Annotated in this window: 24 protein-coding genes, 1 pseudogene and 1 riboswitch; of the genes and pseudogenes, 15 read left to right on the top strand and 10 right to left on the bottom strand. The window is 73.9% G+C overall.

The features are described from left to right. Positions 1-150: 150 nt before the first annotated feature. Complete coding sequence (locus tag ABD946_RS18780; RefSeq protein WP_345285026.1) at positions 151-837, top strand: hypothetical protein; 687 nt, start codon at positions 151-153, stop codon at positions 835-837. Between the two features lie 248 nt (positions 838-1,085). On the opposite strand, the gene ABD946_RS18775 is transcribed toward ABD946_RS18780, so the two are convergent. From ABD946_RS18775 to ABD946_RS18765, 3 genes and pseudogenes are all read right to left on the bottom strand, one after another. Beyond that, a complete protein-coding gene (locus ABD946_RS18775; RefSeq protein ID WP_345285024.1) occupies positions 1,086-2,105 on the bottom strand; it encodes a prenyltransferase/squalene oxidase repeat-containing protein in 1,020 nt (339 codons plus the stop codon). A 36-nt stretch (positions 2,106-2,141) separates the two neighbouring features. Further along, positions 2,142-2,876 (bottom strand): class I SAM-dependent methyltransferase, encoded by a 735-nt coding sequence (locus tag ABD946_RS18770; RefSeq protein ID WP_345285022.1) that lies wholly within the window; start codon positions 2,874-2,876, stop codon positions 2,142-2,144. 78 nt (positions 2,877-2,954) lie between these two features. Further along, positions 2,955-4,274 (bottom strand): annotated as a pseudogene (locus tag ABD946_RS18765) (glycosyltransferase family 4 protein). 318 nt (positions 4,275-4,592) lie between these two features. On the opposite strand from ABD946_RS18765, the gene ABD946_RS18760 reads away from it, so the two are divergent. Beyond that, complete coding sequence (locus ABD946_RS18760) at positions 4,593-5,183, top strand: TetR family transcriptional regulator (RefSeq protein ID WP_345285020.1); 591 nt, start codon at positions 4,593-4,595, stop codon at positions 5,181-5,183. Positions 5,184-5,198: 15 nt separating this feature from the next. Here ABD946_RS18760 and ABD946_RS18755 read toward each other — a convergent pair whose 3' ends face one another. After that, positions 5,199-6,659, bottom strand: coding sequence for an aldehyde dehydrogenase (locus ABD946_RS18755; protein WP_345285018.1), 1,461 nt, complete (start codon positions 6,657-6,659; stop codon positions 5,199-5,201). Between the two features lie 104 nt (positions 6,660-6,763). Next, positions 6,764-6,882: riboswitch (cobalamin riboswitch) on the top strand. Positions 6,883-6,947: 65 nt separating this feature from the next. Here ABD946_RS18755 and ABD946_RS18750 point away from each other — a divergent pair. The 7 genes from ABD946_RS18750 to ABD946_RS18720 are packed head-to-tail and all read left to right on the top strand — an operon-like array spanning position 6,948 to position 13,559. Then, entirely contained in the window at positions 6,948-8,411 is a 1,464-nt protein-coding gene (locus tag ABD946_RS18750; RefSeq protein ID WP_345285016.1) for an SCO2321 family membrane protein, read from the top strand. Continuing rightward, a complete protein-coding gene (locus tag ABD946_RS18745; protein ID WP_345285014.1) occupies positions 8,408-9,103 on the top strand; it encodes an SCO2322 family protein in 696 nt (231 codons plus the stop codon). Before ABD946_RS18750 ends, ABD946_RS18745 begins: the two co-directional genes overlap by 4 nt. Positions 9,104-9,154: 51 nt before the next feature. After that, positions 9,155-10,255 (top strand): energy-coupling factor transporter transmembrane component T, encoded by a 1,101-nt coding sequence (locus tag ABD946_RS18740; protein ID WP_345285012.1) that lies wholly within the window; start codon positions 9,155-9,157, stop codon positions 10,253-10,255. Continuing rightward, positions 10,252-11,868, top strand: coding sequence for an ABC transporter ATP-binding protein (locus ABD946_RS18735; protein WP_345285010.1), 1,617 nt, complete (start codon positions 10,252-10,254; stop codon positions 11,866-11,868). The genes ABD946_RS18740 and ABD946_RS18735 overlap by 4 nt, the downstream gene beginning before the upstream one ends. Beyond that, entirely contained in the window at positions 11,865-12,728 is an 864-nt protein-coding gene (locus tag ABD946_RS18730) for an ECF transporter S component (protein ID WP_345285008.1), read from the top strand. The genes ABD946_RS18735 and ABD946_RS18730 overlap by 4 nt, the downstream gene beginning before the upstream one ends. 22 nt (positions 12,729-12,750) lie before the next feature. Continuing rightward, positions 12,751-13,077, top strand: coding sequence for a plasmid mobilization protein (locus ABD946_RS18725; protein WP_345285006.1), 327 nt, complete (start codon positions 12,751-12,753; stop codon positions 13,075-13,077). After that, the gene (locus ABD946_RS18720) at positions 13,074-13,559 is read left to right on the top strand and encodes a hypothetical protein (protein WP_345285004.1); all 486 of its coding nucleotides are present in this window, start codon (positions 13,074-13,076) and stop codon (positions 13,557-13,559) included. Before ABD946_RS18725 ends, ABD946_RS18720 begins: the two co-directional genes overlap by 4 nt. 79 nt (positions 13,560-13,638) lie before the next feature. Here ABD946_RS18720 and ABD946_RS18715 read toward each other — a convergent pair whose 3' ends face one another. Genes ABD946_RS18715 through ABD946_RS18705 form a run of 3 tightly spaced genes read right to left on the bottom strand, consistent with a single transcriptional unit; the run spans position 13,639 to position 15,168 of the window. Continuing rightward, the gene (locus ABD946_RS18715; RefSeq protein WP_345285002.1) at positions 13,639-13,968 is read right to left on the bottom strand and encodes an antibiotic biosynthesis monooxygenase family protein; all 330 of its coding nucleotides are present in this window, start codon (positions 13,966-13,968) and stop codon (positions 13,639-13,641) included. A 10-nt stretch (positions 13,969-13,978) separates the two neighbouring features. Further along, positions 13,979-14,773 carry a hypothetical protein gene (locus ABD946_RS18710; protein WP_345285000.1) on the bottom strand — a complete coding sequence of 265 codons (795 nt, stop codon included), beginning with the start codon at positions 14,771-14,773 and terminating at the stop codon, positions 13,979-13,981. A 47-nt stretch (positions 14,774-14,820) separates the two neighbouring features. Beyond that, positions 14,821-15,168: a DoxX family protein gene (locus ABD946_RS18705; RefSeq protein WP_345284998.1), complete on the bottom strand. Its 348-nt coding sequence runs from the start codon at positions 15,166-15,168 to the stop codon at positions 14,821-14,823. A 98-nt stretch (positions 15,169-15,266) separates the two neighbouring features. Between ABD946_RS18705 and ABD946_RS18700 the strand changes: the two genes are divergently transcribed. Beyond that, positions 15,267-15,725, top strand: a complete 459-nt coding sequence (locus ABD946_RS18700; protein WP_345284996.1) for a MarR family winged helix-turn-helix transcriptional regulator — start codon at positions 15,267-15,269, stop codon at positions 15,723-15,725. A 60-nt stretch (positions 15,726-15,785) separates the two neighbouring features. Here the strand turns inward: ABD946_RS18700 and ABD946_RS18695 are convergent. Continuing rightward, a protein-coding gene (locus ABD946_RS18695) for an IS5 family transposase (RefSeq protein ID WP_425558654.1) occupies positions 15,786-16,645 on the bottom strand; the annotation gives its coding sequence in 2 pieces (ribosomal slippage) (positions 15,786-16,288 and positions 16,288-16,645; 861 coding nt in all). A gap of 35 nt (positions 16,646-16,680) precedes the next feature. Here ABD946_RS18695 and ABD946_RS18690 point away from each other — a divergent pair. From ABD946_RS18690 to ABD946_RS18670, 5 genes are all read left to right on the top strand, one after another. After that, positions 16,681-17,529 (top strand): GNAT family N-acetyltransferase, encoded by an 849-nt coding sequence (locus tag ABD946_RS18690; RefSeq protein WP_345284994.1) that lies wholly within the window; start codon positions 16,681-16,683, stop codon positions 17,527-17,529. Between the two features lie 68 nt (positions 17,530-17,597). Next, a protein-coding gene (locus ABD946_RS18685) for an IS5 family transposase (RefSeq protein WP_425558654.1) occupies positions 17,598-18,457 on the top strand; the annotation gives its coding sequence in 2 pieces (ribosomal slippage) (positions 17,598-17,955 and positions 17,955-18,457; 861 coding nt in all). 70 nt (positions 18,458-18,527) lie between these two features. Then, a complete protein-coding gene (locus tag ABD946_RS18680; RefSeq protein WP_345284992.1) occupies positions 18,528-18,746 on the top strand; it encodes a hypothetical protein in 219 nt (72 codons plus the stop codon). Continuing rightward, complete coding sequence (locus tag ABD946_RS18675) at positions 18,743-19,261, top strand: RNA polymerase sigma factor (protein WP_345284990.1); 519 nt, start codon at positions 18,743-18,745, stop codon at positions 19,259-19,261. The genes ABD946_RS18680 and ABD946_RS18675 overlap by 4 nt, the downstream gene beginning before the upstream one ends. After that, positions 19,258-20,226, top strand: a complete 969-nt coding sequence (locus tag ABD946_RS18670) for a hypothetical protein (RefSeq protein WP_345284988.1) — start codon at positions 19,258-19,260, stop codon at positions 20,224-20,226. Before ABD946_RS18675 ends, ABD946_RS18670 begins: the two co-directional genes overlap by 4 nt. 1 nt (position 20,227) lies before the next feature. Here the strand turns inward: ABD946_RS18670 and ABD946_RS18665 are convergent, their stop codons facing one another. Together ABD946_RS18665 and ABD946_RS18660 are read right to left on the bottom strand one after the other, a co-directional pair. Continuing rightward, positions 20,228-21,145, bottom strand: a complete 918-nt coding sequence (locus tag ABD946_RS18665; RefSeq protein ID WP_345284986.1) for an LLM class flavin-dependent oxidoreductase — start codon at positions 21,143-21,145, stop codon at positions 20,228-20,230. A 152-nt stretch (positions 21,146-21,297) separates the two neighbouring features. Further along, positions 21,298-23,346, bottom strand: a complete 2,049-nt coding sequence (locus ABD946_RS18660) for a DHA2 family efflux MFS transporter permease subunit (protein WP_345284984.1) — start codon at positions 23,344-23,346, stop codon at positions 21,298-21,300. Positions 23,347-23,407: the final 61 nt, after the last annotated feature.

Raw genomic sequence — 23,407 nt, 5'->3', positions numbered from 1 at the left:
CTCCCAGAGCGCACTGGTCGACCGCGCTCTTACGGTGCCTGCCCTCGGTCTTCCTGCTCGGCCTCATCGGCGCCGGCCTGATACCTGGTGCAAGCGCTTCCAGGGCGAGGCCGCCAACGGCCGCCAGATCCTCGGCCTGCGCCTGGACCAGTGGGCACCGCGCTCTCCTTCGCCGCCCTCTGGTCCGGCCTGTGGGCCCTGGCCGGCGGCGGCGACAGCAGCGCCGGTCGGCCACGGCTTCGGCGCCTGCTCAGCGTGCTCGCCCTGCTGGTGCTCGCCGGGGCCGCCGCGGCCGCCCCGCTGGTGCCCGCCCTCCAGGCCCCGCTGCTGACGGACAAGCCGGCCACCCCCGCCGCCCCGGATCCCCGTTCGCCCGGCGGTGCCTTCCAGCCGGGCCAGCCCGGTCAGGTCGGCCAGCCCGCTCCGGGCGCCCCCTTCGGCTACGACCAGGCCCAGGGCCAGGCTGGCCAGCCGGTCCCGGGCGGTGGCCTCCCCGGCTACACCGCCCAGCCGCAGCCCGGTGGTTACGGCTACCCGACCCCGAGCGGCGCCGGCACCACCGCCCCGCTGCCCAACCCGGCCTCCCACCAGGAGCCGACCCAGGTCCAGCCCGCCGTCCCGGCCGCCGTGACCGCCCCGCTGCCGAACCCGGCCGCCCCGGTCGCCGACTTCGCGCCGTTCTGGTTCGCCGTCCCGCCCCCCGCCAGCTCTCGCCCAAGGAGAACCCCGCCGGCCCGCCGGTCGGCGAGCTCCTCCCGGGCACCTGGTACCTGGCCGTCGAACAGCGCGGCACCGCCCTGGTGGCCCAGCTCCAGGACGGCTCCCACGGCCTCCTGAACGACGTCACCGGCATCCAGCGCGGCTGACCTCCGCAGGGGTCCCCTCGCACGCGGCGCCCGGAAGGGCAGCGGCCAGGGGCGCGAGGAACTGCGCGAAGGGGAACGGCAGCACCTGCAACTGACTGATGGTGGCTCAGTTGCACGTGCTGCCGTTCCCCTTCGCGCCCCGCGGCGGAGCCGCAGATCAGCAGAGCCTCGCGCCCCTGCGGGGCGCAACCGTCCTCGCCCCGGGTGATCAGCCCCGCCTCAGCAGCAGTCCTCGACGACCAGCCCCGCGGGGAGCTGGTCCCCGCCGAAGACGGCGACCGTCGCGTGGTCCCCGCCCAGCGCCGCCACCGCGAGCAGCAGTGCGCCCGCCGTCCAGGTGGTCCGCTCCTCGGGCCAGATCGCGTCGTCCTCGAAGACGTACCCGGTCCAGTAGGACCCGTCCTCGTGCCGCAGGTGCTGGATCCACCGCAGGATCTCCACCGCGCGGTCGGACTCGCCCACCGCCCAGAGCGCGAGCGCCAGTTCGGCGCTCTCGCCGCCCGTCACCCAGGGCCGGTCGCTGACGCACCGCACCCCCAGCCCGGGCACCACGAACTTCTCCCAGTCCTTCTCGATCCTGGCCACCGCCTCGGCACCGCGCAGCGCGGTCCCGAGCACCGGGTAGTACCAGTCCATCGAGTAGCGGTCCTTGTCGAGGAACCGCTCCGGGTGGTGGGCGACGGCGTGCCGCAGCCGCCCCGCCGCCAACTCCCAGTCCGGCTGCGGCTCCTCGAGGTAGTCCGCGATGGCGAGCCCGCACCGCAGCGCGTGCAGGATGCTGGAGGACCCGGTCAGCAGCGCCTCCTCCGGCGCGGTGCCGTCCTCGTCCTGCCGCCAGGCGATCGGCCCGCCGGGCAGCCGCAGCCCGACCGTGAAGTCCAGCGCCCGCCGGACGACCGGCCAGATCCACTCCAGGAAACCGTCGTCTCCCGTCGAGAGGTGGTGGTGCCAGACCCCGACCGCCACGTAGGCGCAGAAGTTGGTCTCCTTCGCCCGGCTGGTCACCTCGCCGTCCACGTAGGCGGCGTACCAGGAGCCGTCCGGGTTCTGACGCCCCGCCAGCCAGCGGTACGCGGCCTCGGCGGCGGCGTGCTCGCCGGCCGTGTCGAGGGCCATCGCGGCCTCGGTGTGGTCCCAGGGGTCCAGGTGCCCGCCGCCGAACCACGGGATGGCGCCGTCGGGCAGCTGGTCGGCCAGGATGGAGCGGACGGTGTCGGCGGCCTGCCGGGCGTCCAGCACCCCCGTCGAGCAGCAGCGCCTCGGGGATCGCGGCCGTCATGCGCCGGCCTTCCGCGGCTTGCTCGCGTACACCACGAAGCTCTTGCCGATCACCGGGTTGAGCGCCTTCTCGGCGGCCTTGGTGATCTTCGAGATCACCGGCGTCCCGACGATGTCCCAGACCAGCAGCTGGTGGTAGGCCTTGACCGGCAGGGCCTTGTCGTTGTTGACGCCGACCGCGCACTTGATCCACCAGTACGGCGAGTGCAGCGCGTGTGCGTGGTGCTGGCCGTACGGCTCCAGGCCGGCCTCCCGCACCCGCTCCACCAGCTCGTCGCCCTTGTAGATCCGGATGTGCCCGCCCTCGACCTCGTGGTACTCGTCGGAGAGCGCCCAGCAGATCTTCTCGGGCAGGTAGCGCGGCACGGTGACGGCCAGCAGGCCGCCGGGCTTGAGCACCCGGACCATCTCGGCGAGCACGCCCTTGTCGTCCGGGATGTGCTCCATCACCTCGGAGATGATGATCTTGTCGAAGGTGTCGTCGTCGAACGGCAGGTTGAGCGCGTCGCCCTCCATGGCCACCGCCGAGGCGCCGGCCGGCGCCTCGCCGGCCTGCTCCATGGCGGCGAACCACTTGCGCACCTCGGCGATCTCCTCGGCGTTCTGGTCCAGGGCGACCACGTTCGCGCCGCGCCGGTAACACTCGAAGGCGTGCCGGCCCCCACCACAGCCCAGGTCGAGCACCCGGTCGCCGGGGGCGAGCGGGAAGCGGGAGAAATCGACGGTCAGCACTGCGGGGCTCCCATTCGTTGGTGCGGTGGTACGACGAGAAAGTGATCGGCCGTCAGCTCGCGGCCGCGCCGGGGCTGCTCAGGCGACGTAGCGCCACCCGGCGCCGGCCCGGGCCCGCTGCCCGACCCCGGTGGCGATCGCCGCGCGGTACTGCTCGGCGGTGAGCTCGGCGGCCCCGCTGCCAGGTGAACCGGGCCAGCACCCGCTCCCGCCCGGCCGCGCCGAGGCGGGCCCGCAGCGCGGGGTCGTCCAGCAGGCGCCCCAGCGCGGCGGCCAGCGCCCCCGCGTCGCCGGGCGGCACCGCGAGGCAGGTCTCGCCGTCCGCCCGGCCACCTCGGGGATGGCACCGCCGGTGGTGGCGACCAGCGGGGTGCCGGTGGCCATCGCCTCGGCGGCGGGCAGCGAGAAGCCCTCGTACAGGGACGGCACGCAGGCCACCTCGGCCGAGCGGTAGAGGTCGACCAGCTCACGGTCCGTCAGCCCGGTGCGGAACTCGACGTGCGCCTCCAGGCCGAAGCGGCGGACGGCCTCGGTGACCGGCCCCTCGCCCTTCTGCGGCTTGCCGACCACCACCAGGTGCGCCGGGCGCTCGGTCCGCACCTTGGCCAGGGCCTCCACCAGGTGGACCAGGCCCTTCAACGGGACGTCCGCACTGGAGGTGGTGACGATCCGTCCGGGCACCACGGCGACCTCCTCGGAGGGCGACCAGAGCCGGGTGTCGGCGCCGATCGGCACCACCGCGATCCGGCCGGGCGGGGTGCCCAGGTGCTCGGCGATCTCGGTCTTGGAGCTGCCGGAGACGGTGATCACGTGGTCCAGCCGGGCGGCCACCCGGCGCTGCATCCGGACGAAGCCGTACCAGCGGCGCTTGCCGAGCCGCTCCAGCCGGGTGGCGGCCGCGTCGATCTCCAGCTGCCGGTCCACGGTGATCGGGTGGTGCACGGTGGTGACCAGCGGGAAGCCGTGCCGGGCCAGGCCGAGCAGGCCGTAGCCGAGGGTCTGGTTGTCGTGCACCACGTCGTAGCGGCCCTTGTGGGCGGCCAGGTACTGCCGGGCCCGGAGCGAGAAGGTGAGCGGCTCGGGGAAGCCGCCGGTGCGCATGCCGGCCACCTCCAGCACGTCCACCAGGCTCCGGTACTCGCGCAGCGCGGGGGTGCGGAAGGGGTCGTCGGCCCGGTACAGGTCCAGACTGGGCAGCTCCACGAGCCGCACGCTGCCCGGGCCCTCGACCTCGTCCAGCACGGGGTAGGGCTGGGCGCCGATCACGTCCACGTGGTGGCCGAGGCGGGCCAGCTCGCGGGAGAGGTGGCGCACGTACACGCCCTGGCCGCCGCAGTACGGGTCGCCCCGGTAGGAGAGCAGGGCGATGCGCAGCGGTCGCGGCGGCAGCGCGGTCATCCGGGGCTCCTGTCCCCTACTCTCCGTCCGCGCGGGCGGCGGGAAGTAGATCACGTTTCATGCTTGTTCGGGCCTCGAAGATACCCGGCCCCGGACCCGGGAGCGGCCGGGCGGCCCCCGCCCGGGGAGACGCCGGCTACTGACGGGTACGTCAGCACCGGAGAGCTCCATTCTGACTGCTCCACGGGGCGCGCCGACCCGGCGTTCACTGTGACATAGCTCTCCCGACGCCTCCCCGCCGACGTGTCCTCACCTGCCGCCCCATGGTTCAATCACCCCCGTCCGGAACTACCGCGCACCCGTCCGGGGAGGCCCGCCTTGACCACCACCGCCGCCCCCGGCGCCGGGCTCACGCCCCGTCAGGCCGAGCGCCGCCGCCGCATCCTGCGGGCCTCCACCGCGCTGGCCGCCCGGGGCGGGTACGAGGCGGTGCAGATGCGCGAGGTGGCGGAGACGGCGGAGGTCGCACTCGGCACCCTCTACCGCTACTTCCCCTCCAAGGTGCACCTGTTGGTCGCGGTGATGCAGGAGCAGCTCCAGCACCTCCACGAACAGGTCCGCCGCCACCCACCGACCGGGGACGACCCGGCGGCCAGGGTCGCCGAGACCCTGACCCAGGCCTTCCACGCGCTCCAGCGCGAGCCCCGGCTCGCGGAGGCCATGGTGCGCGCCCTCTCCTTCGCCGACCGCTCGGTGAGCGCCGAGGTGGACGCCGTCTCCGCCGTCACCTCCGCCATCGTCCTGGACGCCGCCCAGCTCGGCCCCACCCCCACCCCGGCCCAGCAGGCCGCCCTCCGCGTGGTCGCCCACACCTGGCACGCCACCCTGCTCGCCTGGCTCTCCGGCCGCACCTCGCTGGCGGAGGTCCGCGCCGACCTCCACACCGCGGCCCGCCTGCTGACCCTCTGAGACCCTGACCGCCCGTCAGGGCGCGGTGTACCCCTTGGGCAGGACGATGCTCTTGGTCTCCAGGTACTCGGCGAAGCCCTCGGGGCCGAACTCGCGGCCGACGCCGGACTGCTTGTAGCCGCCGAATGGGACGCCGCAGTCGAGGGTGAAGGTGTTGACCGCGTAGGTGCCGGTGCGGATCCGGCGGGCCACGTCCAGGCCGCGTTCGACGTCGGCGGTCCAGACGCTGCCGGAGAGGCCGAACTCGGAGTCGTTCGCCAGCCGGACGGCCTGCTCCTCGTCCTGGTAGGGCGTCAGGCAGACCACCGGGCCGAAGACCTCCTCCTGGGCGATCCGGCTGGAGTTGTCGACGTCGCCGAAGAGCGTCGGCTCGACGTACCAGCCGCGCTCCAGTCCGGCCGGCACCCCGCCACCGGTGAGCAGCTTGGCGCCCTCCTCCTGGGCCAGCGCGATGTAGTCCAGGCTGCGCTGCCGCTGACGCGCCGTCACCAGCGGGCCGACGGCCGTGCCCGGGTCGAGCGGGTCCCCGACCGGGAGGGCGGCGACGGCGGCCGTGAGGCGCTCGGCCAGCTCCTCGTAGTGGGAGGCGGGGGCGAGGATCCGGGTCTGGGCGATGCAGGCCTGGCCGTTGTTGAGGTAGGCGGCGGTGGTCAGGGAGCGGACGGTGCGGTCCAGGTCGGCGTCGGGGAGCACGATCGCGGCGGACTTGCCGCCGAGCTCCAGGGTGACCTTCTTGAGGGTGCGGGCGGCACTGGCCATCACCAGCCGCCCGGCGGCGACCGAGCCGGTGAAGGAGACCTTGTCCACGCCGGGGTGGCCGACCAGGTACGCCCCGGTCCCCCGGTCGGCGGGCAGGATGCTCAGCACGCCCTCGGGCAGCCCGGCCTCGCGGACCACCTCGGCCAGCACGTAGGCGTCCAGCGGGGTCTCCGGCGACGGCTTGAGCACCACGGTGCAGCCCGCCAGCAGGGCGGGCGCCAGCTTGGAGGCGGCGGCGAACTGCGGGACGTTCCACGGCACCACCGCCGCCACCACCCCGGCCGGCTCGCTGCGCACCAGGGCCCGGCCGAAGGCCCCGTCCCGCAGCTCCTCGAAGGGGTGCGCCTCGGCCACCCGGATGTACGCGTCCCAGATCGCCACCGGTCCGTACGCCTGGGCGGGCACGCTCCAGGAGATCGGCGAGCCGTTCTGAGAGGTGATCAGCTCGGCCAGCTCCCGGGCCCGGGCGGCCAGGCCGTCCTTGATCCGGCGCACCACCGCGATCCGCTCGGCCGGCGAGGTCCGGGGCCAGGGGCCCTCGTCGAAGGCCCGGCGGGCGGCGGCCACCGCGCGGTCCACGTCCGCCTCGGCGGCGTGCGGCACCCGGCCGATCACCTGCTCGGTGTGCGGGGAGACCACCTCGATCACCGCGTCCCCGGCCGGGGCGCTCCACGCGCCTCCGATGAACAGCTCGCCGTGCTCCACTACCCCGGTCATCCCCGACTCCTCCGCCCGACGGACCGAAAAACTGGTACCAGTTCTAGTCCGTGGGGAGGGGTGGCGTCCAGACCGTGTCGGTACGGAGCGCGACGGCCGGAAGGTTAGAGTCTTGAACCGCTGGTACAACTTCATCCGCTCCTCGTCGGGGGAAGCCGGTGGTACTCCGGCACTGACCCGCAGCCGTGAAAGTCGGAATGCCCGTCCGGGAGCGAGCGGCCACGTCGAGGTCTACGGGCGGTTCCCCCACCGCCGCACAACCGCTCAGCGAAAGGTCCACCCACCGCCATGCTCACCACTGCCCGCGCGGGCGCCGCCCTGGCCACCACCGCCTTGGCCACCGCCGCCCTGCTGGCCGGCACCGCCGCCCCCGCCCTCGCGGACACCCCGTCGGCCTCCCCCTCCCCGGTCGCCGCCCCCGCCGAGGTCTACGGCAAGGGCGACCCGACGTACGACGGCGTGTGGCGCCAGTCGCTGGCCCTCACCGCGCTCGCCGCCACCGGCGTGGTGCCCGCCGACGCCGCGGTGAACTGGCTGACCGGCCAGCAGTGCGCGGACGGCGGCTGGCCCTCGTTCCGCGCCGACACCTCCTCCGCCGCCGCGACCACCGGCGCCTGCGACCCCAAGGCCGAGGACACCAACGCCACCGCCATGGCCGTCCAGGCGCTGAGCAAGCTGGACGGACACCAGAACTCCGTCAGCCGGGGCGTCGAGTGGCTGAAGAAGGTCCAGAACGCGGACGGCAGTTGGGCCTACAACCCCGGCAACCCCGGCGACGCCAACTCCACCGGACTGGCCGTCAGCGCCCTGCTCACCGTCGGCACCGACCCGGCCACCGTGGCCAAGGACGGCAAGACCGCCTACGACGGCCTGGCCCTCTTCCAGCTCGGCTGCGCCGCCCCGGTCGGCGAGCGCGGCGCCTTCGGCTACCAGCCGCTCCCGGACGGCTCGCTCGCCCCGAACGGGCTGGCCAGCGCCCAGGCCGCGCTCGCCGCGGCCGGCGGCAAGCTGCCGGTCACCAACACCAACCGGGCGGACGCCGCGCCCAAGCCGCTCGACTGCTCCACCACCACCTCGGGCCCGGTGCCGCGCGCGGCCTCCGCCGAGGCCGTCTCCGCCCACCTGGTCGCGCAGCTGGCGGCCAACGGCCAGCACCTGATGCTCAACACCCCCGGCGCCGCGCCCACCCCCGACTACAACGCCACCGCCTGGGCCGCGCTCAGCCTGATCCAGGCCGGCCACCCCACCGAGGCCGCCGGTGCCGCCGACTGGCTGGCCGGCAACGGCTACGCCTGGGCCGCCAAGGGCGCCTCCGGCACCGACGCCTCGGCCGCCGCCATCCTGGTGCTGACCGCCCAGGCGTCCGGGCGCGACCCGCTCAACTACGGCGGCAGCAACATCCTCCAGCTGCTCATCGACGCCGGCCCGGCGCCCAAGTCCGTCCCGCCCGCCGCGAGCGCCGCCGCCTCGGAGTACCCCAAGGGCACCAAGGCCCCCGGCTCCTCCATCACCGAGGCCGACGACAACGGCGGCTTCTCCCCGTTCTGGCTGATCGGCGTCGGCCTGCTGATCGGCATCGGCGGCGGCCTGCTGCTCAGCCTCCAGCGCAAGCGCGGCGCCCACGCCCCGGGCGGCGGCAAGCCGGCCGCCGAGCCCGCGGAGAAGGCCATGGAGAAGCCCGCCGCCGAGCCCTCCTCCGAGCCCGCCGCTAAGGACCGGCCGGACACCGACGAGGGCGACGGGCAGAAGTGACGCCCCGCCGACCCGGCGCGGCGGTGACGGCCCCGGCCCTCACCGCCGCGCTCGCCCTCCTGCTGGCCAGCCTGCTCACCGTCCTGCTCCCCTCCCCCGCGCACGCCACCGGCTACCGCTACTGGTCGTTCTGGAAGGCGACCGGCTCCGGCTGGACCTACCAGCAGCAGGGCCCCGCCGTGTACGTGCCGCCGGACGGTGCCGTGGACGGCTGGCGCTTCGCGGTCAGCCCCGACGGCGGCCAGGACGCCGCGCGGCCCACCGGCTCCGGCGACTTCGCCGCGCTCTGCGCCGCCACCCCCGCCCAGCCCGGCAAGAAGCGGGTCGCCGTGGTGCTCGACTTCGGCACCGCCGCCGACGCCCCGTCCGGCGAGACCCCGCCCACCCCCTCGCCGCGCACCGGCTGCGCCGCCGTACCGGCCGCCGCCACCTCGGCCGAGGTGCTGGCCACCCTGGCCCCACCGCTGCGGTACGACTCGGCCGGCATCCTGTGCGCCATCTCCGGCTACCCGAAGGCCGGTTGCGGCGACGCGGTGAACGCCGCCGGGTCCGCGACCGCCTCCGGCGACACGGACTCCGGCGACAGGGGATCCGGCGGCTCCGGCCCGGCGCTGGGCGTGGTCGCGGGCGCCGCACTGGTGGCGGCCCTGGCCGGGGCGGCCGTCTGGCAGGCCCGCCGCCGCCGTTCCTGACCCACCGTCACTCCCTCCCCCTCCCCTCCTCGCGTCCCGAAGGTCCTCCCCGTGTCCCGAGCCACCACCCGCTCCGCGATCGGCCCGCGCCGTCTGCACCCCGGCGCGTGGTGGCTCTGGGCGCTCGGCCTCGGGGCGGCCGCCTCCCGGACCACGAACCCGCTGCTGCTCCTACTGATCGTCGCCGTGGCCGGGTACGTGGTCGCCGCCCGCCGCTCCACCGAGCCGTGGGCCCGCTCCTACGGAACCTTCCTGCGGCTCGCCCTGGTGGTGCTGGGGATCCGGCTGGTCTTCACCGTGCTGCTCGGCTCGGCCGTCGGCGGCACCCACGTCGTCCTCACCCTGCCCCAACTCCCGCTCCCCGACTGGGCGCAGGGGGTGCGCATCGGCGGCCGGGTGACGCTCGAGGCGCTGCTCTTCTCGCTCTACCAGAGCCTGCGACTGGCCACCCTGCTGATCTGCGTGGGCGCGGCCAACTCCCTCGCCAGCCCCTCCCGCCTGCTGCGCACCCTGCCCGGCGCGCTCTACGAGGCGGGGGTGGCCGCCGTGGTGGCGATGACCTTCGCGCCGAACCTGGTCGCCGACGTCCAACGGGTGCGCACCGCGCGGCGGTTGCGCGGCCGCTCGGACAAGGGGGTCAAGGCGCTGCTCAGCGTCGGGCTGCCGGTGCTGGAGAGTGCGCTCGAACGGTCCGTCGCCCTGGCCGCCGCGATGGACAGCCGGGGCTTCGGCCGGACCGCCGACGTACCGCCGAGGATCGCCCGGACCACCGCGGCGCTGACCCTGCTCGGCCTGATCGGCGTCTGCGCCGCCTGCTACGGGCTGCTCAGCGCGGACGGCGGCGGCTGGGCGCTCCCGGTCCTGGTGCTCGGCCTGCTGGCCGCCGGGGCCGGGCTGGCGCTCGGCGGCCGCCGTTCGGTGCGCACCCGCTACCGGCCGGACCCGTGGGCCTGGCGCGAGTGGGCGGTGGCCGGCTCGGGCGCCGCCGTGGCCGGGCTGCTGGTGCTGCTCTCGCTCCACGATCCCACCGGCTTCAACCCGACCGTGGTGCCGCCGAGTTGGCCCACCCTGCCGCTGCTCCCCGCGCTGGCCGTCCTGCTCGGCCTGCTCCCCGCCTTCGTCGCCCCCACTCCCACCCCGAGGCAGCCGTGATCACCTTCGACCAGGTCTCCGTCCGGTACCAGGACGCCGCCGCCCCGGTGCTGCGCGAGGTGAGCCTGAGCGTCCCGGAGGGCGAACTCTGCCTGGTGGTCGGCCCGTCCGGGGTCGGCAAGTCCACCCTGCTGGGCACCGTGAGCGGCCTGGTCCCGCACTTCACCGGCGGCGTGCTGACCGGCCGGGTCACCGTGGCCGGCCGGGACACCCGGGAGCACCGCCCGCGCGAACTCGCCGACGTGGTCGGCACGGTGGGCCAGGACCCGCTGGCGCACTTCGTCACCGACACCGTCGAGGACGAACTCGCCTACGGCATGGAGTCCCTGGGCCTGGCCCCCGAGGTGATGCGCCGCCGGGTGGAGGAGACCCTCGACCTGCTGGGCCTGGCCGAGCTGCGCGACCGCCCGCTCACCGCCCTCTCCGGCGGCCAGCAGCAGCGCGTCGCCATCGGCTCCGTGCTCACGTCCCACCCCCGGGTCCTGGTGCTGGACGAGCCGACCTCCGCCCTCGACCCCGGCGCGGCCGAGGAGGTGCTCGCGGTGCTGCAGCGCCTGGTGCACGACCTCGGCACCACCGTGCTGCTCACCGAACACCGCCTGGAGCGGGTGGTCCAGTACGCCGACCAGGTGCTGCTGCTCTCCCCCGACTCCCCTCCCCTGCTGGACGATCCGGCCGCCGTGATGGCCGTCTCGCCGGTCCACCCGCCGGTGGTCGGCCTCGGCCGGGCGGCCGGCTGGAGCCCGCTGCCGCTGACCGTCCGGGACGCCCGCCGCAAGGCCGCCCCGCTGCGCGCCGCCCTGGACGGCCGGACGCCGCCCGCCGCCTCGGCCACTCCCGGCCCCACCCTGGCCGAGGTCGGCCGCCTGGTGGTCAGGCGCGGCCCGAACCCGGTCCTACGAGGCGTCCAACTCTCGCTCTCCGCAGGGGAGATCACCGCCCTGATGGGCCGCAACGGCGCGGGCAAGTCCACCCTGCTCGCCACCCTCACCGGCCTGCACCGCCCCGACTCCGGAACCGTCCGGCTCGGCGAGCTGGCCACCGCCCCGCACAAGGCCAAGCCCCGCGAGCTGATCCGCCACGTCGGCCTCGTCCCGCAGGACCCGCGCGACCTGCTCTACGCCGAGACGGTGGCCGCCGAGTGCGCCGGGGCCGACGCCGACTCCGGCGCGGAGCCCGGCAGTTGCCGCGCCCTGGTGGCCCGGCTGCTCCCCGGCATCGACGACGCCCTGCACCCCCGCGACCTCTCCGAGGGCCAACGGCTCACCCTCGCCCTCGCCGTCGTCCTCACCGCCCGCCCGCCGCTGCTCCTGCTGGACGAGCCCACCCGCGGCCTGGACTACGCCGCCAAGGCCCGCCTGGTCACCGTCCTGCGCGAACTCGCCGCCGACGGCCACGCCGTCCTGCTCGCCACCCACGACGTGGAGCTGGCCGCCGAACTCGCCCACCGCACCGTCATCCTGGCCGACGGCGAGATCGTCGCGGACGGCCCGAGCGCCGAGATCGTGGTCTCCTCCCCGGCCTTCGCCCCCCAGGTCGCCAAGGTCCTCGCCCCGCTCCCCTGGCTGACGGTCCCCCAGGTCACCGCCGCCCTCGCGGAGTCCGCCTCGTGACCGCCCCCGCGACCTCCCTCGACCGCCCCGTCCCCCTCGGCCGCCGCTCCGTCGCCCTGCTCCTGCTCATCACCGTCATCGGCGTGATCGCCTTCGGCTGGCCACTGCTCGCCGACCCCTCCTCCACCCTGGCCTACCACTCCGCCGACGCCCCGTGGCTGTTCGCGCTGCTGATGCCCCTGCTCATCGGCGTCGTCATCGCCCAGATCTCCGAAGGCGGCGACGGACAGGCCGGGTTGGACGCCAAGTCGGTCGCCCTGCTCGGCGTGCTGGCCGCGGTCGGCGCGGCGCTGCGCCCGCTCGGCGCGGGCACCGCCGGGCTGGAGCCGATGTTCTTCCTGATCGTGCTCTCCGGCCGGGTGCTCGGCCCGGGCTTCGGCTTCGTCCTCGGCGCGCTCACCATGTTCGCCTCCGCCCTGCTCACCGCCGGCGTCGGCCCCTGGCTCCCGTTCCAGATGCTCAGCATGGGCTGGGTCTGCCTCGGCGCCGGCCTCCTCCCCGGCCCCGCCACCCTCCGCGGCCGCCGCGAACTCGCCCTGCTCGCCACCTACGGCGCCCTCTCCGCCCTCGCCTACGGCACCGTCATGAACCTCCAGGGCTGGCCCTACCTCGGCGCCGGCCTCCCCCCGGCCCTCTCCTACTCCCCCGACGCCCCCCTCACCACCAACCTCGCCCACTTCCTCGCCTACTGCCTCACCACCTCCCTCGGCTGGGACCTCCCCCGCGCCGCCCTCACCGCCACCCTCTGCCTCACCATCGGCGCCCCCGTCCTCCGCACCCTCCGCCGAGCCACCCGCCGCGCCGCCTTCTCCACCCCGGCCACCTTCGAGCCCACCGACACGCACCTTGGGCGCCCGTAATACGCGTCATACAATGGCGTGCATGGCCAAGACCAGGATCAGCATCAGCCTCGACGAGGAGCACGCCGAGCGGATAAGGCAGCACGCCGAACGCGCCGGCATGGACGTCTCCGCCTACCTCGTCAACGCGGCCACCCGCCAGATGGCCGAAGTGGAGGCCGCCGAGGCCCAGTTCGCACACATCGACTCCGCGATCGCGGCCGCCAGTGCGGCCGCCGACTCGCTTCCCCCTCTGCCCGAGGTCACGGCCGAGGACCTCACGGAAGAGGAGCGGCGCGAGGTCGAGGCAGCCATGGCACTGGTCTACGGCACCGACCCGCAAGCCGCCCGTCCGGGCCACGCAGCGTGACCGCACGGGTCCCGGTCTACGACACCGGGATGCTGATCGCCCTCGCGGACCACAAGCCGAAGGCGGTCGCGCTGCACGCGCGACTCAAGGACACGCCCCACCGTGCGGTGGTGCTCGGGCCGGTCCTGGCCCAGGTCTGGAGGCCGACCCCCGGGCTCGTGCACGGCCTCGCCGTCATGCTCCGGGACTGCACCGTGCCCCAGGCGCGCAGTTCGTCACCTGCCATGCGTCCCACTTCAGCCGGCCAGACCTCCTGCATCACCTGCGCCACCGGGCCCGATCTGACGGACTGGCAGCGCATCGGCACCGTCCTCGGCTCGGCCGACCTCCCGGCCAAGAAGCGCCCCGACGCGGTCGACGGTCTGGTGGCCCTGACCGCCGCCCGCCACGGCAGCGCCGCCGTCTTCACCAGCGACCCCGCGGACATCACCGCCTACCTCACCGCGCTCAACGCCCAGGACGTTCACGTCATCCCCGTGTGACCCGGCGCCGTCCCGACGCACGGAGGCCCCGGCGCGCCGTAGGGGCGGGCCGGGGCCGGTGGGGGCAACTCGCCTGGCGTCAGGCCTGCTTCGGGCCCGCCGACTGGACGACCTCGAAGGACCAGAGCTCGGCGCCGGTGGCGGCCGGGCGGGGCTGCTCGCCGTCCTTCGGGGCACCGCCGCCGTGGGCGGCGCGGGCCGGGCCGTCGGCCCAGGCCTGGTAGTGCTCCTCGCTGGCCCAGCGGGTGTAGACGAGGTAGCGGTCGCTGCCCTCGACCGGGCGGAGCAGCTCGAACCACTCGAAGCCGTCCGAGCCCTCGACCGAGCCGGCCCGGGAGGCGAACCGCTGCTCCAGCGTCTCCCGCATCTCGGCGGGCACCGTCAACACGTTGATCTTCACGACAGACATGCCACCCACCTTACGGGGCCGAGCCCGCCGCCTCCGCGTACCCTCCCGCGCACCAGTCGACGAGCAGCAGGTCGAACTCCGCCATCAGCCCGGCCAGCCACGGGACGTCCTGCGGTGCCACCGCCGCGCCGAGCCCGACCGCCAGGACCTGCTCGCCGTCGCAGCGCCCGTAGACCACCACCGGCCCGGCCTCGACCGCGAAGGAGCTGGTCACCCGGCCCTGGCCGTCCCGCAGGGAGACGCCGGTGTACGTACGCGTCACGGGGAGCAGCTCGTACAGCCGGCCCAGCGTCAGGGAGCCGGCCAGCGGCTCCGCCGGGCCCCGCCGCAGGTGCAGCTCGGTGAAGCCCCAGAAGGCCGACTCCCCCTCGCCGACCCGGGAGGAGCACTCGTCCCAGATCCGCCGGACCGCCCGCAGCTCCGCCTCCACCCCGGCCAGGAGGCGGCGTTCGACCAGTTCGGTCTGCCGCCAGTCGTCCTCGTGGATCACCAGATCGTCGTCGCCGCCCGGCGCCGGGGAGAGCGGCGGCAGCTCCGCGCAGAGGGTCGGGAGGGTGTAGCCGACCTGCTGCGGGTCGGCCGTCTCGATCCGACGGACCGTCAGCACCGCCCGCCCCTCGGCCAGGACCTCCGCCCGCGCGGCCGGCTGCGCCCGGACGACCTCCCAGTGGGCCCCGCCGATGCCGAGCCGGACGCCCGGCTCGAAGGATTCCGGGAGCTCCTGCACCGCGTACTCGGCGGATCCCAGCGGCAGGCCGTCGGCCTCGTCGACCGCCACGACCTCGATCAGCTCACTACGTGCCATGGCCGGATGCTAACAAGCGCCGCCCGGACGGCCGTTCGGCTTTCCGGTCAGGAGGCGAGCGCGAGCGCCAGGGCCGCCGCGGAGAGCAGGGTGAAGAGCACCGAGCCGGGCGCGCCCTTGGTGTCGCCGACCCGCAGGTGGGCGACCACCGCGCCGAGGAAGTAGAGCACCAGGCCGACGGCGGCGGCGATGCCGAGCGGGCGGAAGGCGATGCCCGCGAGCAGGCCGAGCGCGCCCGCCGCCTTGGCGGCGGCCAGCAGCGGGAGACGGCTCTCGGGGACGCCGAGGGCGGGGAGGCCGCCGACGATCTTGGGGTCCTTCGTCAGGAAGGCGCGGGCCGAGAAGCTCAGGCCGACCGCGAGCAGGACGGCCAGCACGACGTACGCGATGAACACGGGGACTCCAGGGGGATCATTCATAGATGGACGGCAATCATTGAACACCATCAACGATATAAGTCAACCAATGATTCTCCCCCGGCTACGATGGGCCCATGGAGAACGCCGAGGGACCGGCCGACGGGCCGATGGACCGACTCGGGTTCGTGCTGGCCTGGCACGGCGCGGCCACCGACACCCGCATCCGCCGCGCCCTCAGCACCAGCGGCCTCGGCCCGCGGCACACCATGACCCTGATGCACCTCGGCTCCGCCCCGGTCGGCCAGCGGCAGCTCGCCGAGCGGCTCGGCGTCGACCCGAGCGTGCTGGTCGCCCTGCTCAACGACCTGGAGGGCGCCGGTCTGGTCGAGCGCCGCCGCGACCCGGCCGACCGCCGCCGCCACATCGTCGAGATCACCCCGGCCGGGACCACCACCCTCGACCACCTCGACCGCACCCTCACCGAGGTCGAGTCCACCCTCTTCGGCGACCTCTCCGAACGCGAACGGGCCACCCTGCGGAAGCTCTTGGGCCGGATCAACACCTCCCCGGGCGACCACGCCTGCGAGGCCTGACGCCCACCCGGTAATTCACTGCCCATCGGGGGGCCCCGCTCCTAGGGCGTTTCTTTCGGATCATCGTGCTGACCAGATGAAGATGGCGGCGAGGTGGAGTCCGGCGAGGTAGATGGTGGCGGTCTTGTCGTAGCGGGTGGCCAGGCCGCGCCAGTGCTTGAGTCTGTTGATGCACCGCTCCACGGTGTTGCGGCGCTTGTAGGTCTCGTAGTCGCATGCGGGTGGTCTGCCTCCGCGTCGGCCCAGGCGTTTGCGGTTGGCGACCTGGTCGGCGGGCTGCGGGATGACGGCCCGGATGCCGCGCCTTCGCAAGTGGGCCCGGATCGCGCGGGAGGAGTAGGCCTTGTCCGCCAGGACCGCCTCCGGCGTGGTTCTGGGTTTGCCGACGGGTCGGGGGACGCGGATGCGGGCCATGAGATTCTCGAACTCCGGCGCATCCCCGGCCTGTCCGGGGGTGAGGACGAAGGCGAGCGGCCGGCAGTTGCCGTCGGCGGCGAGGTGGATCTTCGTGGTCAGCCCGCCGCGGGAGCGTCCGAGGGCATGGTGGTGGGGCTCGTCGGCCGGAGCCCCTTTTGACGGGCTCCGGCCGCGTGCTGGTGAGCGCGCACGACGGTGGAGTCGACCGCGACGACCCAGTCCAGGTCGCCGTCGGCGTCCGCCTGGGCGAGCAGAGCGGTGAAGACCTTCTCCCAGGTGCCGTCGAGCGCCCACATCCGCAGGCGGTTGTGGGCGCCCTTCCAGGACCCGAACCGCTCGGGCAGGTCCGCCCAAGGCGTCCCGGTGCGGTACTTGAACGCGATCGCGTCGATCACCTGCCGGTGATCACGCCACCTCCCACCCCGCCTCGGTGCACGGTCCGGCAGCAACGGCTCGATCCGCGCCCACTGGGCATCAGTCAACGACACATCAGATCCAACGATCCGATGATCCGAAAGAAACGGCCTAGGGTGGCCCGATGACCGACTATCAGGCAGCAAGCGACCGAACCGTCTGGCAGGCCGACTTCGAGCGGCGGACGCTGGCCGCCTACCAGGAGGCCGGGTGCTCACCCGCCCTCGCCCGGGCCCTCTTCGACCGCGGCACCAAGCGCCTCCCCGACTGGACCGTCCTCACCGACGGCACCCACTGGCTCGCCCTCTCCGTCGTCGACGGCTTCGGCGGCGTCCACGACCTCACCGACCCGGCCGCGCTCCCCTTCGCCGAACGCTGGTGCGCCGAACGGGGCGCCACCCGGATCGAGACCCGCCGCACCGGCGGCCCCGGCCCGTTCGCCGACTACCCGGTCATCGGCCAGAACCGGATGCGCACCTTCTCCACCACCGAACCCCCGCAGCCACCGCCCGGCCTGACGGTCCGTCCGCTCACCGAGGCCGAGTTCCCCGCCTGGCGCGCCTCGGAGGAGGCCGCGTACATCTTCGACATCCTCCGGGCCGGTGCCCTCACCCCCGAGGAGGCCAAGGCCAAGTCCGACCGCGACTTCGCCGAGGAGCTCCCCCAGGGCCGGCACACCCCCGGCCACGGCTTCTACGCCTTCGAAGCCGCCGGCGAGGTGGTCGGCACCGGCTGGGTCCAGCACTCCTTCCTCCCCGGCACCACCTTCGGCTTCTCCCTGGAGATCCACGAGCAGCACCGCGGCAAGGGCCACGGCCGCGCCGCCATGGCCGCCGGCGAGTGGATCACCCGCCAGGGCGGCGACGGCTCCCTGATGTTCAACGTCTTCGGCGGCAACGAGGTCGCCATGAACCTCTACGACGCCACCGGCTTCACCGTCATCGACGAGACCCGCTCCCGCCCGCTGAACTGATCTCCCCCACAGCGGAGTTCACGGACGCGACGCCGGACGGCTCTAGGCCGTTTCTTTCGGATCATCGGATCGTTGGATCTGATGTGTCGTTGACTGATGCCCAGTGGGCGCGGATCGAGCCGTTGCTGCCGGACCGTGCACCGAGGCGGGGTGGGAGGTGGCGTGATCACCGGCAGGTGATCGACGCGATCGCGTTCAAGTACCGCACCGGGACGCCTTGGGCGGACCTGCCCGAGCGGTTCGGGTCCTGGAAGGGCGCCCACAACCGCCTGCGGATGTGGGCGCTCGACGGCACCTGGGAGAAGGTCTTCACCGCTCTGCTCGCCCAGGCGGACGCCGACGGCGACCTGGACTGGGTCGTCGCGGTCGACTCCACCGTCGTGCGCGCTCACCAGCACGCGGCCGGAGCCCGTCAAAAGGGGCTCCGGCCGACGAGCCCCACCACCATGCCCTCGGACGCTCCCGCGGCGGGCTGACCACGAAGATCCACCTCGCCGCCGACGGCAACTGCCGGCCGCTCGCCTTCGTCCTCACCCCCGGACAGGCCGGGGACGCGCCGGAGTTCGAGAATCTCATGGCCCGCATCCGCGTCCCCCGACCCGTCGGCAAACCCAGAACCACGCCGGAGGCGGTCCTGGCGGACAAGGCCTACTCCTCCCGCGCGATCCGGGCCCACTTGCGAAGGCGCGGCATCCGGGCCGTCATCCCGCAGCCCGCCGACCAGGTCGCCAACCGCAAACGCCTGGGCCGACGCGGAGGCAGACCACCCGCATGCGACTACGAGACCTACAAGCGCCGCAACACCGTGGAGCGGTGCATCAACAGACTCAAGCACTGGCGCGGCCTGGCCACCCGCTACGACAAGACCGCCACCATCTACCTCGCCGGACTCCACCTCGCCGCCATCTTCATCTGGTCAGCACGATGATCCGAAAGAAACGCCCTAGGTGGGTGACGGGCCGTCGACCGGCGGCCCCACCCTCCTGGGAAGGGCACGGATGGACCCGCTCCTCGGCAGCACCATCGCCCTGCTCGCGGCCCACCTCGCCGCGGTCGTGGCCCTCGGGCTGCGACTGCGGTCGCAGACCCGCCAGTTGCGCACCCAGCACCACCTGATCGAGACCCTGGCCCGCGAACTCCCGCCCGGCAGCCGCTTCGAGGAGCACCACCCGGACGGCCGCCGCGTCGTCCTGACGCTCCCCGGGGCCGCCAGGTGAACGAGCCCGAACAGCTCGACGCCTGGGCCTCCGACCCCAAGGAGTTCGAGGACTTCTACCGCAGCCACTTCACCCGCCTGGTCGCCTTCCTGATGGTCCAGGGCGCCCAACTCACCCTGGCCCGCGACCTGGCCCAGGAAACCATGATCAAGGCCTACCGCCGCTGGCCCGACCTCACCACCCCCGCCGCCTGGGCCCGCACCGTCGCCTCCCGTGCTCTGGTGCGCCACCTCAGCACCGTCGCCGAACACCCCGTGGACGAACTCCCGGAGACCCGGCTGCCCAGACTGCGGACCGACGAGCTCGACGAGTGGGAACACCGCCAGGAGCTCCTCACCCTCCTCGACGGCCTCCCACCTCGCCAACGGCAGGTCCTGGCCTGGCACTTCGCCGGCCATACACCCACCGAGATCGCCGAAGAGCTCCGAATCGACCCGGCCGCCGTACGGGCCAGCCTGATGAAGGCCCGTCGCGCAGCCGCCGCCGAACTCGCCCGCCGGAAGGAGACGGAGTGACCAGCTCCCGGGACCCCCTCACCGCGCTCCATCGCCACCTGGTGGAGCAGATCGACGCTTCCCTCGACCTGGAGTCCGGCCTCCAGGAGCTCAGCGTGTCCGCCCGGCACGCGGCCCTGGTCGAGGAGTTGGACAGAGTCATCGACGTGGAATCCGGTCTCTCTCCGCTCCTCCGGCCGACCTCCGGGCGAGCTCCGCACCGGCCCGACCTCACCGTCGGTCGACAGCTGGGACTGCGCCAGGACCCGCTTGTGCGGGTGGCCGTCCTCACCGAGGAGGCGACGCGGTTGCTCCGGGTCCTCCAGTCGGTCCACCGAACGCTCGCCCTGGCCGAGACCCTCTCCCCGACGGCCCCGACCCTCCGACTGCGCAGCCACCTCGGCAGGGCCGCCAGGACAGCGGCCGAGCTGGGCGTCACCGGCGGCTCCGAACTGGCGGCCGCACAGCACCGAGTGCGGGCCGAAGGATTCGACACCCGCGCCCGCCGCCTCGTGCTCGACGTCGTGCGTTCCCTGGACAGCGAGGTGCACCAGGTGCGCTTCGGATTGAACCTGCTGACCCGTGGCTCCCGCGCCGATTGGTCGGCCCTGTCGGTCGCTCTCGCGGCCTACCTCGCGGCCGCCACCGGGCACAGCGCCGCCCCGCTGGACCACGCCCTGGCGGTGGCGACACGGCAGCGCGAGACCCTGGACGACAGCCTGGCCGACCTGCTCGACGTCCCACGCGGCCCCGGCCTCTGCGCCGAGCTGCACGCCGGCCTGCTGGACGACGTGACCCGGGCCGACCTCACCGATGTTCCTCTGACCGGTCCCGAACTGGTCGGCCTGCGCTGGTCGTTGGAGGGCACCCGTTGGCCCTCCTCGGTGAACGTCCACCTCCTCCTGGCGCAGTCCGTCGAGCACCCGTCCGGCGTCTACACCGTGCTGCCACCCGGGGCCACCGACGACGACCGGGTGCGGACGTGAGTCAGACGGCGTCCCGCAGCAGGTCGTGCAGGGTCTGGGCGTGGGCCAGGTACTCGTCCCCGTCCCGGGCCGCGAAGTGCAGGTCGATCAGCGGCTCGGCGCCCAACTGCCGTACGGCGGAGGAGAGGTAGGCCGCGAGCTGGTGCGGGGTGCCGCGGCCGGGGGTGCGGTCGTCCTCGGTCGGGGTGAGGACGGGGTTGACGCGCAGGACGAAGCGGAGGGCGTCGGGGTCGCGGCCGGCCGCCTCGGCGTGGCCGCGGACGGTGGTCCAGAGGGAGGTGAGGGCCGGGAGGGGGAGGCCGACGCCGAGCCAGCCGTCGGCGCGGCGGCCGGCCCGCTCCAGGGCGCCGGGGCTGGTGCCGCCCAACAGCAGGGGAGGGCGCGGGCGTTGGACGGGCTTGGCCTGGATGGCGGAGGGCGGGACGGTCCACAGGTCGCCGGTGTGGGAGACCTCCTCGCCGTCGGCCCAGATCCGCTCCAGGACGTCCAGCGTCTCCTCCAGCCGGGCCGCCTGGCCGCGCCAGGGGACACCCGCCGCCTGGTACTCGTCCTTGGACCAGCCCAGCCCGAGCCCCACGTCCAGGCGGCCGTCGCTGACCACGTCGAGGGTGGTGAGGGTACGGGCCAGCAGGACCGGCGGGTACCAGAGCGCATTGAGGGTGCTGGTGCCCAGGCGGGCCCGGCGGGTGGCGCCGGCCGCGACGGTGAGCAGGGTCAGCGGGTCCAGGAAGGTCCGGTGCTCGTCGGGTGCCACGCCCGTCCCGCCGGGGTAGCGGTTCTGCGGCTCGCGCGGGACCAGGATGCGGTCGCCGACCCAGAGGCTGTCGTAGCCGATCTGCTCCGCGTCGGCCGCGAGCCGGGCCGACAGCCCGGGGCCGGCGAACCGGCCGTACTGGGGAATGGACAGTCCGATGCGCATGACGGGTGAGGCCCTCCGGATCAGTGGCGGCGGGAACAGACCCTATCGACGGAGCGCGTACCCACCTCCGCCAGTTGACGTACTCCCGGGCAGTGTCCGTCGGTCACCGGGGGCAGTCCGGCCGTCCCCCGCGGGCACTTGCGGCGGCCGCCTCAGTACGTCCGGCCCTCGCCGCGCTGCGGCGGCTGCGGGGCCCGGTCGGGCCGGTCGCCGCCGAGCTGGGAGCTGAGCTTGGTGAGCAGGTCGGCCAGTTCGGTGAACTGCTGCTCGTCGTAGTCGCCGAGGAGCTTGGCGAGTTGGGAGCGGCGGGCGGCGACCAGCCGGTCCGCGACCTCGGCCCCGGCCTCGGTGAGGCGCAGCGGCAGCCCGTTGCGGACCGCCAGGCCGCGGCCCTCCACCTCGCGGGCGGCCTCCTCGATGACGGCCACCGGCACGGTCTTGTGCTCGGCCAGTTCGGCCGGTTCGGCGTAGCCGTGGCGGTGCATCTGGAGGATGAGCCAGCTGGAGGCGGGCTTGAGGTCGAGCCCGGCCTCGGCGGTGATCCGGCGGAACAGGTCGCGGCGGGCGTCCCGGGTGCCGAGCACCGACAGGGCCCGGGCGATCTCGTCCAGCGAGGAGCGCTCCACCGGGTTGACCCCGATCGACTCGCTGAGGTCGGGGGCGGTGACGGTGGTGCGCAGCGGCTGCTCCCGCAGGAAGAGCGCGAGCACGAAGGCGAGCACCGCGACCGGCACCGCGTAGAGGAAGACCTGGGTGATCGACTCGGCGTAGGCGTGGTAGATCCCGGCCTGGGCGGGCGCGGGCAGGGTGGCGATCGAGCGCGGGTCGGAGGAGATCGCCTCCGGGCTGAAGCCGGGCGGCAGCTGAACGCCGGTCAGGTCCTCGACCAGGCGCCGGTTGAGCCCGCTGGCGAAGATCGTGCCGAAGATCGAGACGCCGAAGGAGGCACCGATCGAGCGGAAGAAGGTGGCGCCGGCGGTGGCCACGCCGAGGTCCTCGTAGCCGACCGAGTTCTGCACGATCAGCACCAGCACCTGCATCACCAGGCCGAGCCCGAGGCCGAAGACCAGGAAGTAGAGGCTCATCTCGGTGGTGGAGCTGTGCTCGGTGAGCCGGGAGAGCAGCCAGAGGCCGACCGCCGTCACGGCGGTGCCGGCGATCGGGAAGACCCGGTAGCGGCCGGTGCGGGAGACGATCTGGCCGGAGCCGATCGAGGTGAGCAGCATGCCGAGCACCATCGGCAGCATGTGGATGCCGGACATGGTCGGCGAGACCTGCATGACCACCTGGAGGAAGGTCGGCAGGTAGGTCAGCGCCCCGAACATCGCGAAGCCGACCACGAAGGAGATCACCGCGACCAGGCTGAAGGTCGACGAGCGGAACAGCCGCAGCGGCAGCACCGGCTCCACCGCCCGGCGCTCCACCTGGACGAAGACCGCGAGCAGCAGCAGTCCGAGCACCCCGAGGCCGATGATCTGCCAGGAGCCCCACTCCCAGGTGGTGCCGCCGAGCGAGGTCATCAGCACCAGGCAGGTGGCGACCGCGGCGATCAGGACGGTGCCGAGGTAGTCGATGGTGTGCTGCCGCTTCACCTCGCTGCCGTGCAGCACGGCGGCGATCACCAGCAGCGCCACGATGCCGATCGGCAGGTTGACGTAGAACACCCAGCGCCAGCTGAGGTTGTCGACGAACACGCCGCCGAGCAGCGGCCCGAGCACGCTGGTGACGCCGAAGACCGCCCCGAACAGGCCCTGGTACTTGCCGCGGTCGCGCGGCGGGACCAGGTCGCCGACGATCGCCTGCGAGAGCACCATCAGACCGCCGCCGCCCAGGCCCTGGAGCGCGCGGAACGCGATCAGTTCGCCCATGTTCTGGGCCAGTCCGCAGAGGCCGGAGCCGATCAGGAAGAGCACGATCGACGCCTGGAAGAAGCGCTTGCGTCCGTACATGTCGCCGAGCTTGCCCCAGAGCGGGGTGGCGGCCGTGGAGGCCAGCATGTACGCGGTGACCACCCAGGAGAGGTGCTCCAGGCCTCCCAGGTCGCTGACGATGGTGGGCAGCGCGGTGGAGACGATGGTCTGGTCGAGCGCCGCCAGCAGCATCGCCAGCAGCAGGGCGCCGATCGGCACCCACAGCTTGTGGACCGTCTCCCCCGGGGGCTCCGGCTCCCCGGACCGCACCGGCGTGGCCGCCTCCGCCATGCCCGCTCCTCGCTGCTCGGGGCCCGCACGGTACCCGCACCGCACCCGGGATGATGATCAG

This window comes from Kitasatospora albolonga, from assembly GCF_039535905.1.
In the GTDB taxonomy this organism is placed as follows: Bacteria; Actinomycetota; Actinomycetes; order Streptomycetales; family Streptomycetaceae; genus Kitasatospora; species Kitasatospora albolonga.
Note: the sequence above shows the minus strand (reverse complement) of the source record. Positions and strands in the feature narration are given on the sequence as shown.

Coding starts and splice junctions, on each gene's coding strand:
- ABD946_RS18755 (WP_345285018.1), bottom strand. CDS start 6,659: ATGACCGGGGTAGTGGAGCACGGCGAGCTGTTCATCGGAGGCGCGTGG.
- ABD946_RS18750 (WP_345285016.1), top strand. CDS start 6,948: ATGCTCACCACTGCCCGCGCGGGCGCCGCCCTGGCCACCACCGCCTTG.
- ABD946_RS18725 (WP_345285006.1), top strand. CDS start 12,751: ATGGCCAAGACCAGGATCAGCATCAGCCTCGACGAGGAGCACGCCGAG.
- ABD946_RS18715 (WP_345285002.1), bottom strand. CDS start 13,968: ATGTCTGTCGTGAAGATCAACGTGTTGACGGTGCCCGCCGAGATGCGG.
- ABD946_RS18710 (WP_345285000.1), bottom strand. CDS start 14,773: ATGGCACGTAGTGAGCTGATCGAGGTCGTGGCGGTCGACGAGGCCGAC.
- ABD946_RS18700 (WP_345284996.1), top strand. CDS start 15,267: ATGGAGAACGCCGAGGGACCGGCCGACGGGCCGATGGACCGACTCGGG.
- ABD946_RS18690 (WP_345284994.1), top strand. CDS start 16,681: ATGACCGACTATCAGGCAGCAAGCGACCGAACCGTCTGGCAGGCCGAC.
- ABD946_RS18680 (WP_345284992.1), top strand. CDS start 18,528: ATGGACCCGCTCCTCGGCAGCACCATCGCCCTGCTCGCGGCCCACCTC.
- ABD946_RS18665 (WP_345284986.1), bottom strand. CDS start 21,145: ATGCGCATCGGACTGTCCATTCCCCAGTACGGCCGGTTCGCCGGCCCC.
- ABD946_RS18660 (WP_345284984.1), bottom strand. CDS start 23,346: ATGGCGGAGGCGGCCACGCCGGTGCGGTCCGGGGAGCCGGAGCCCCCG.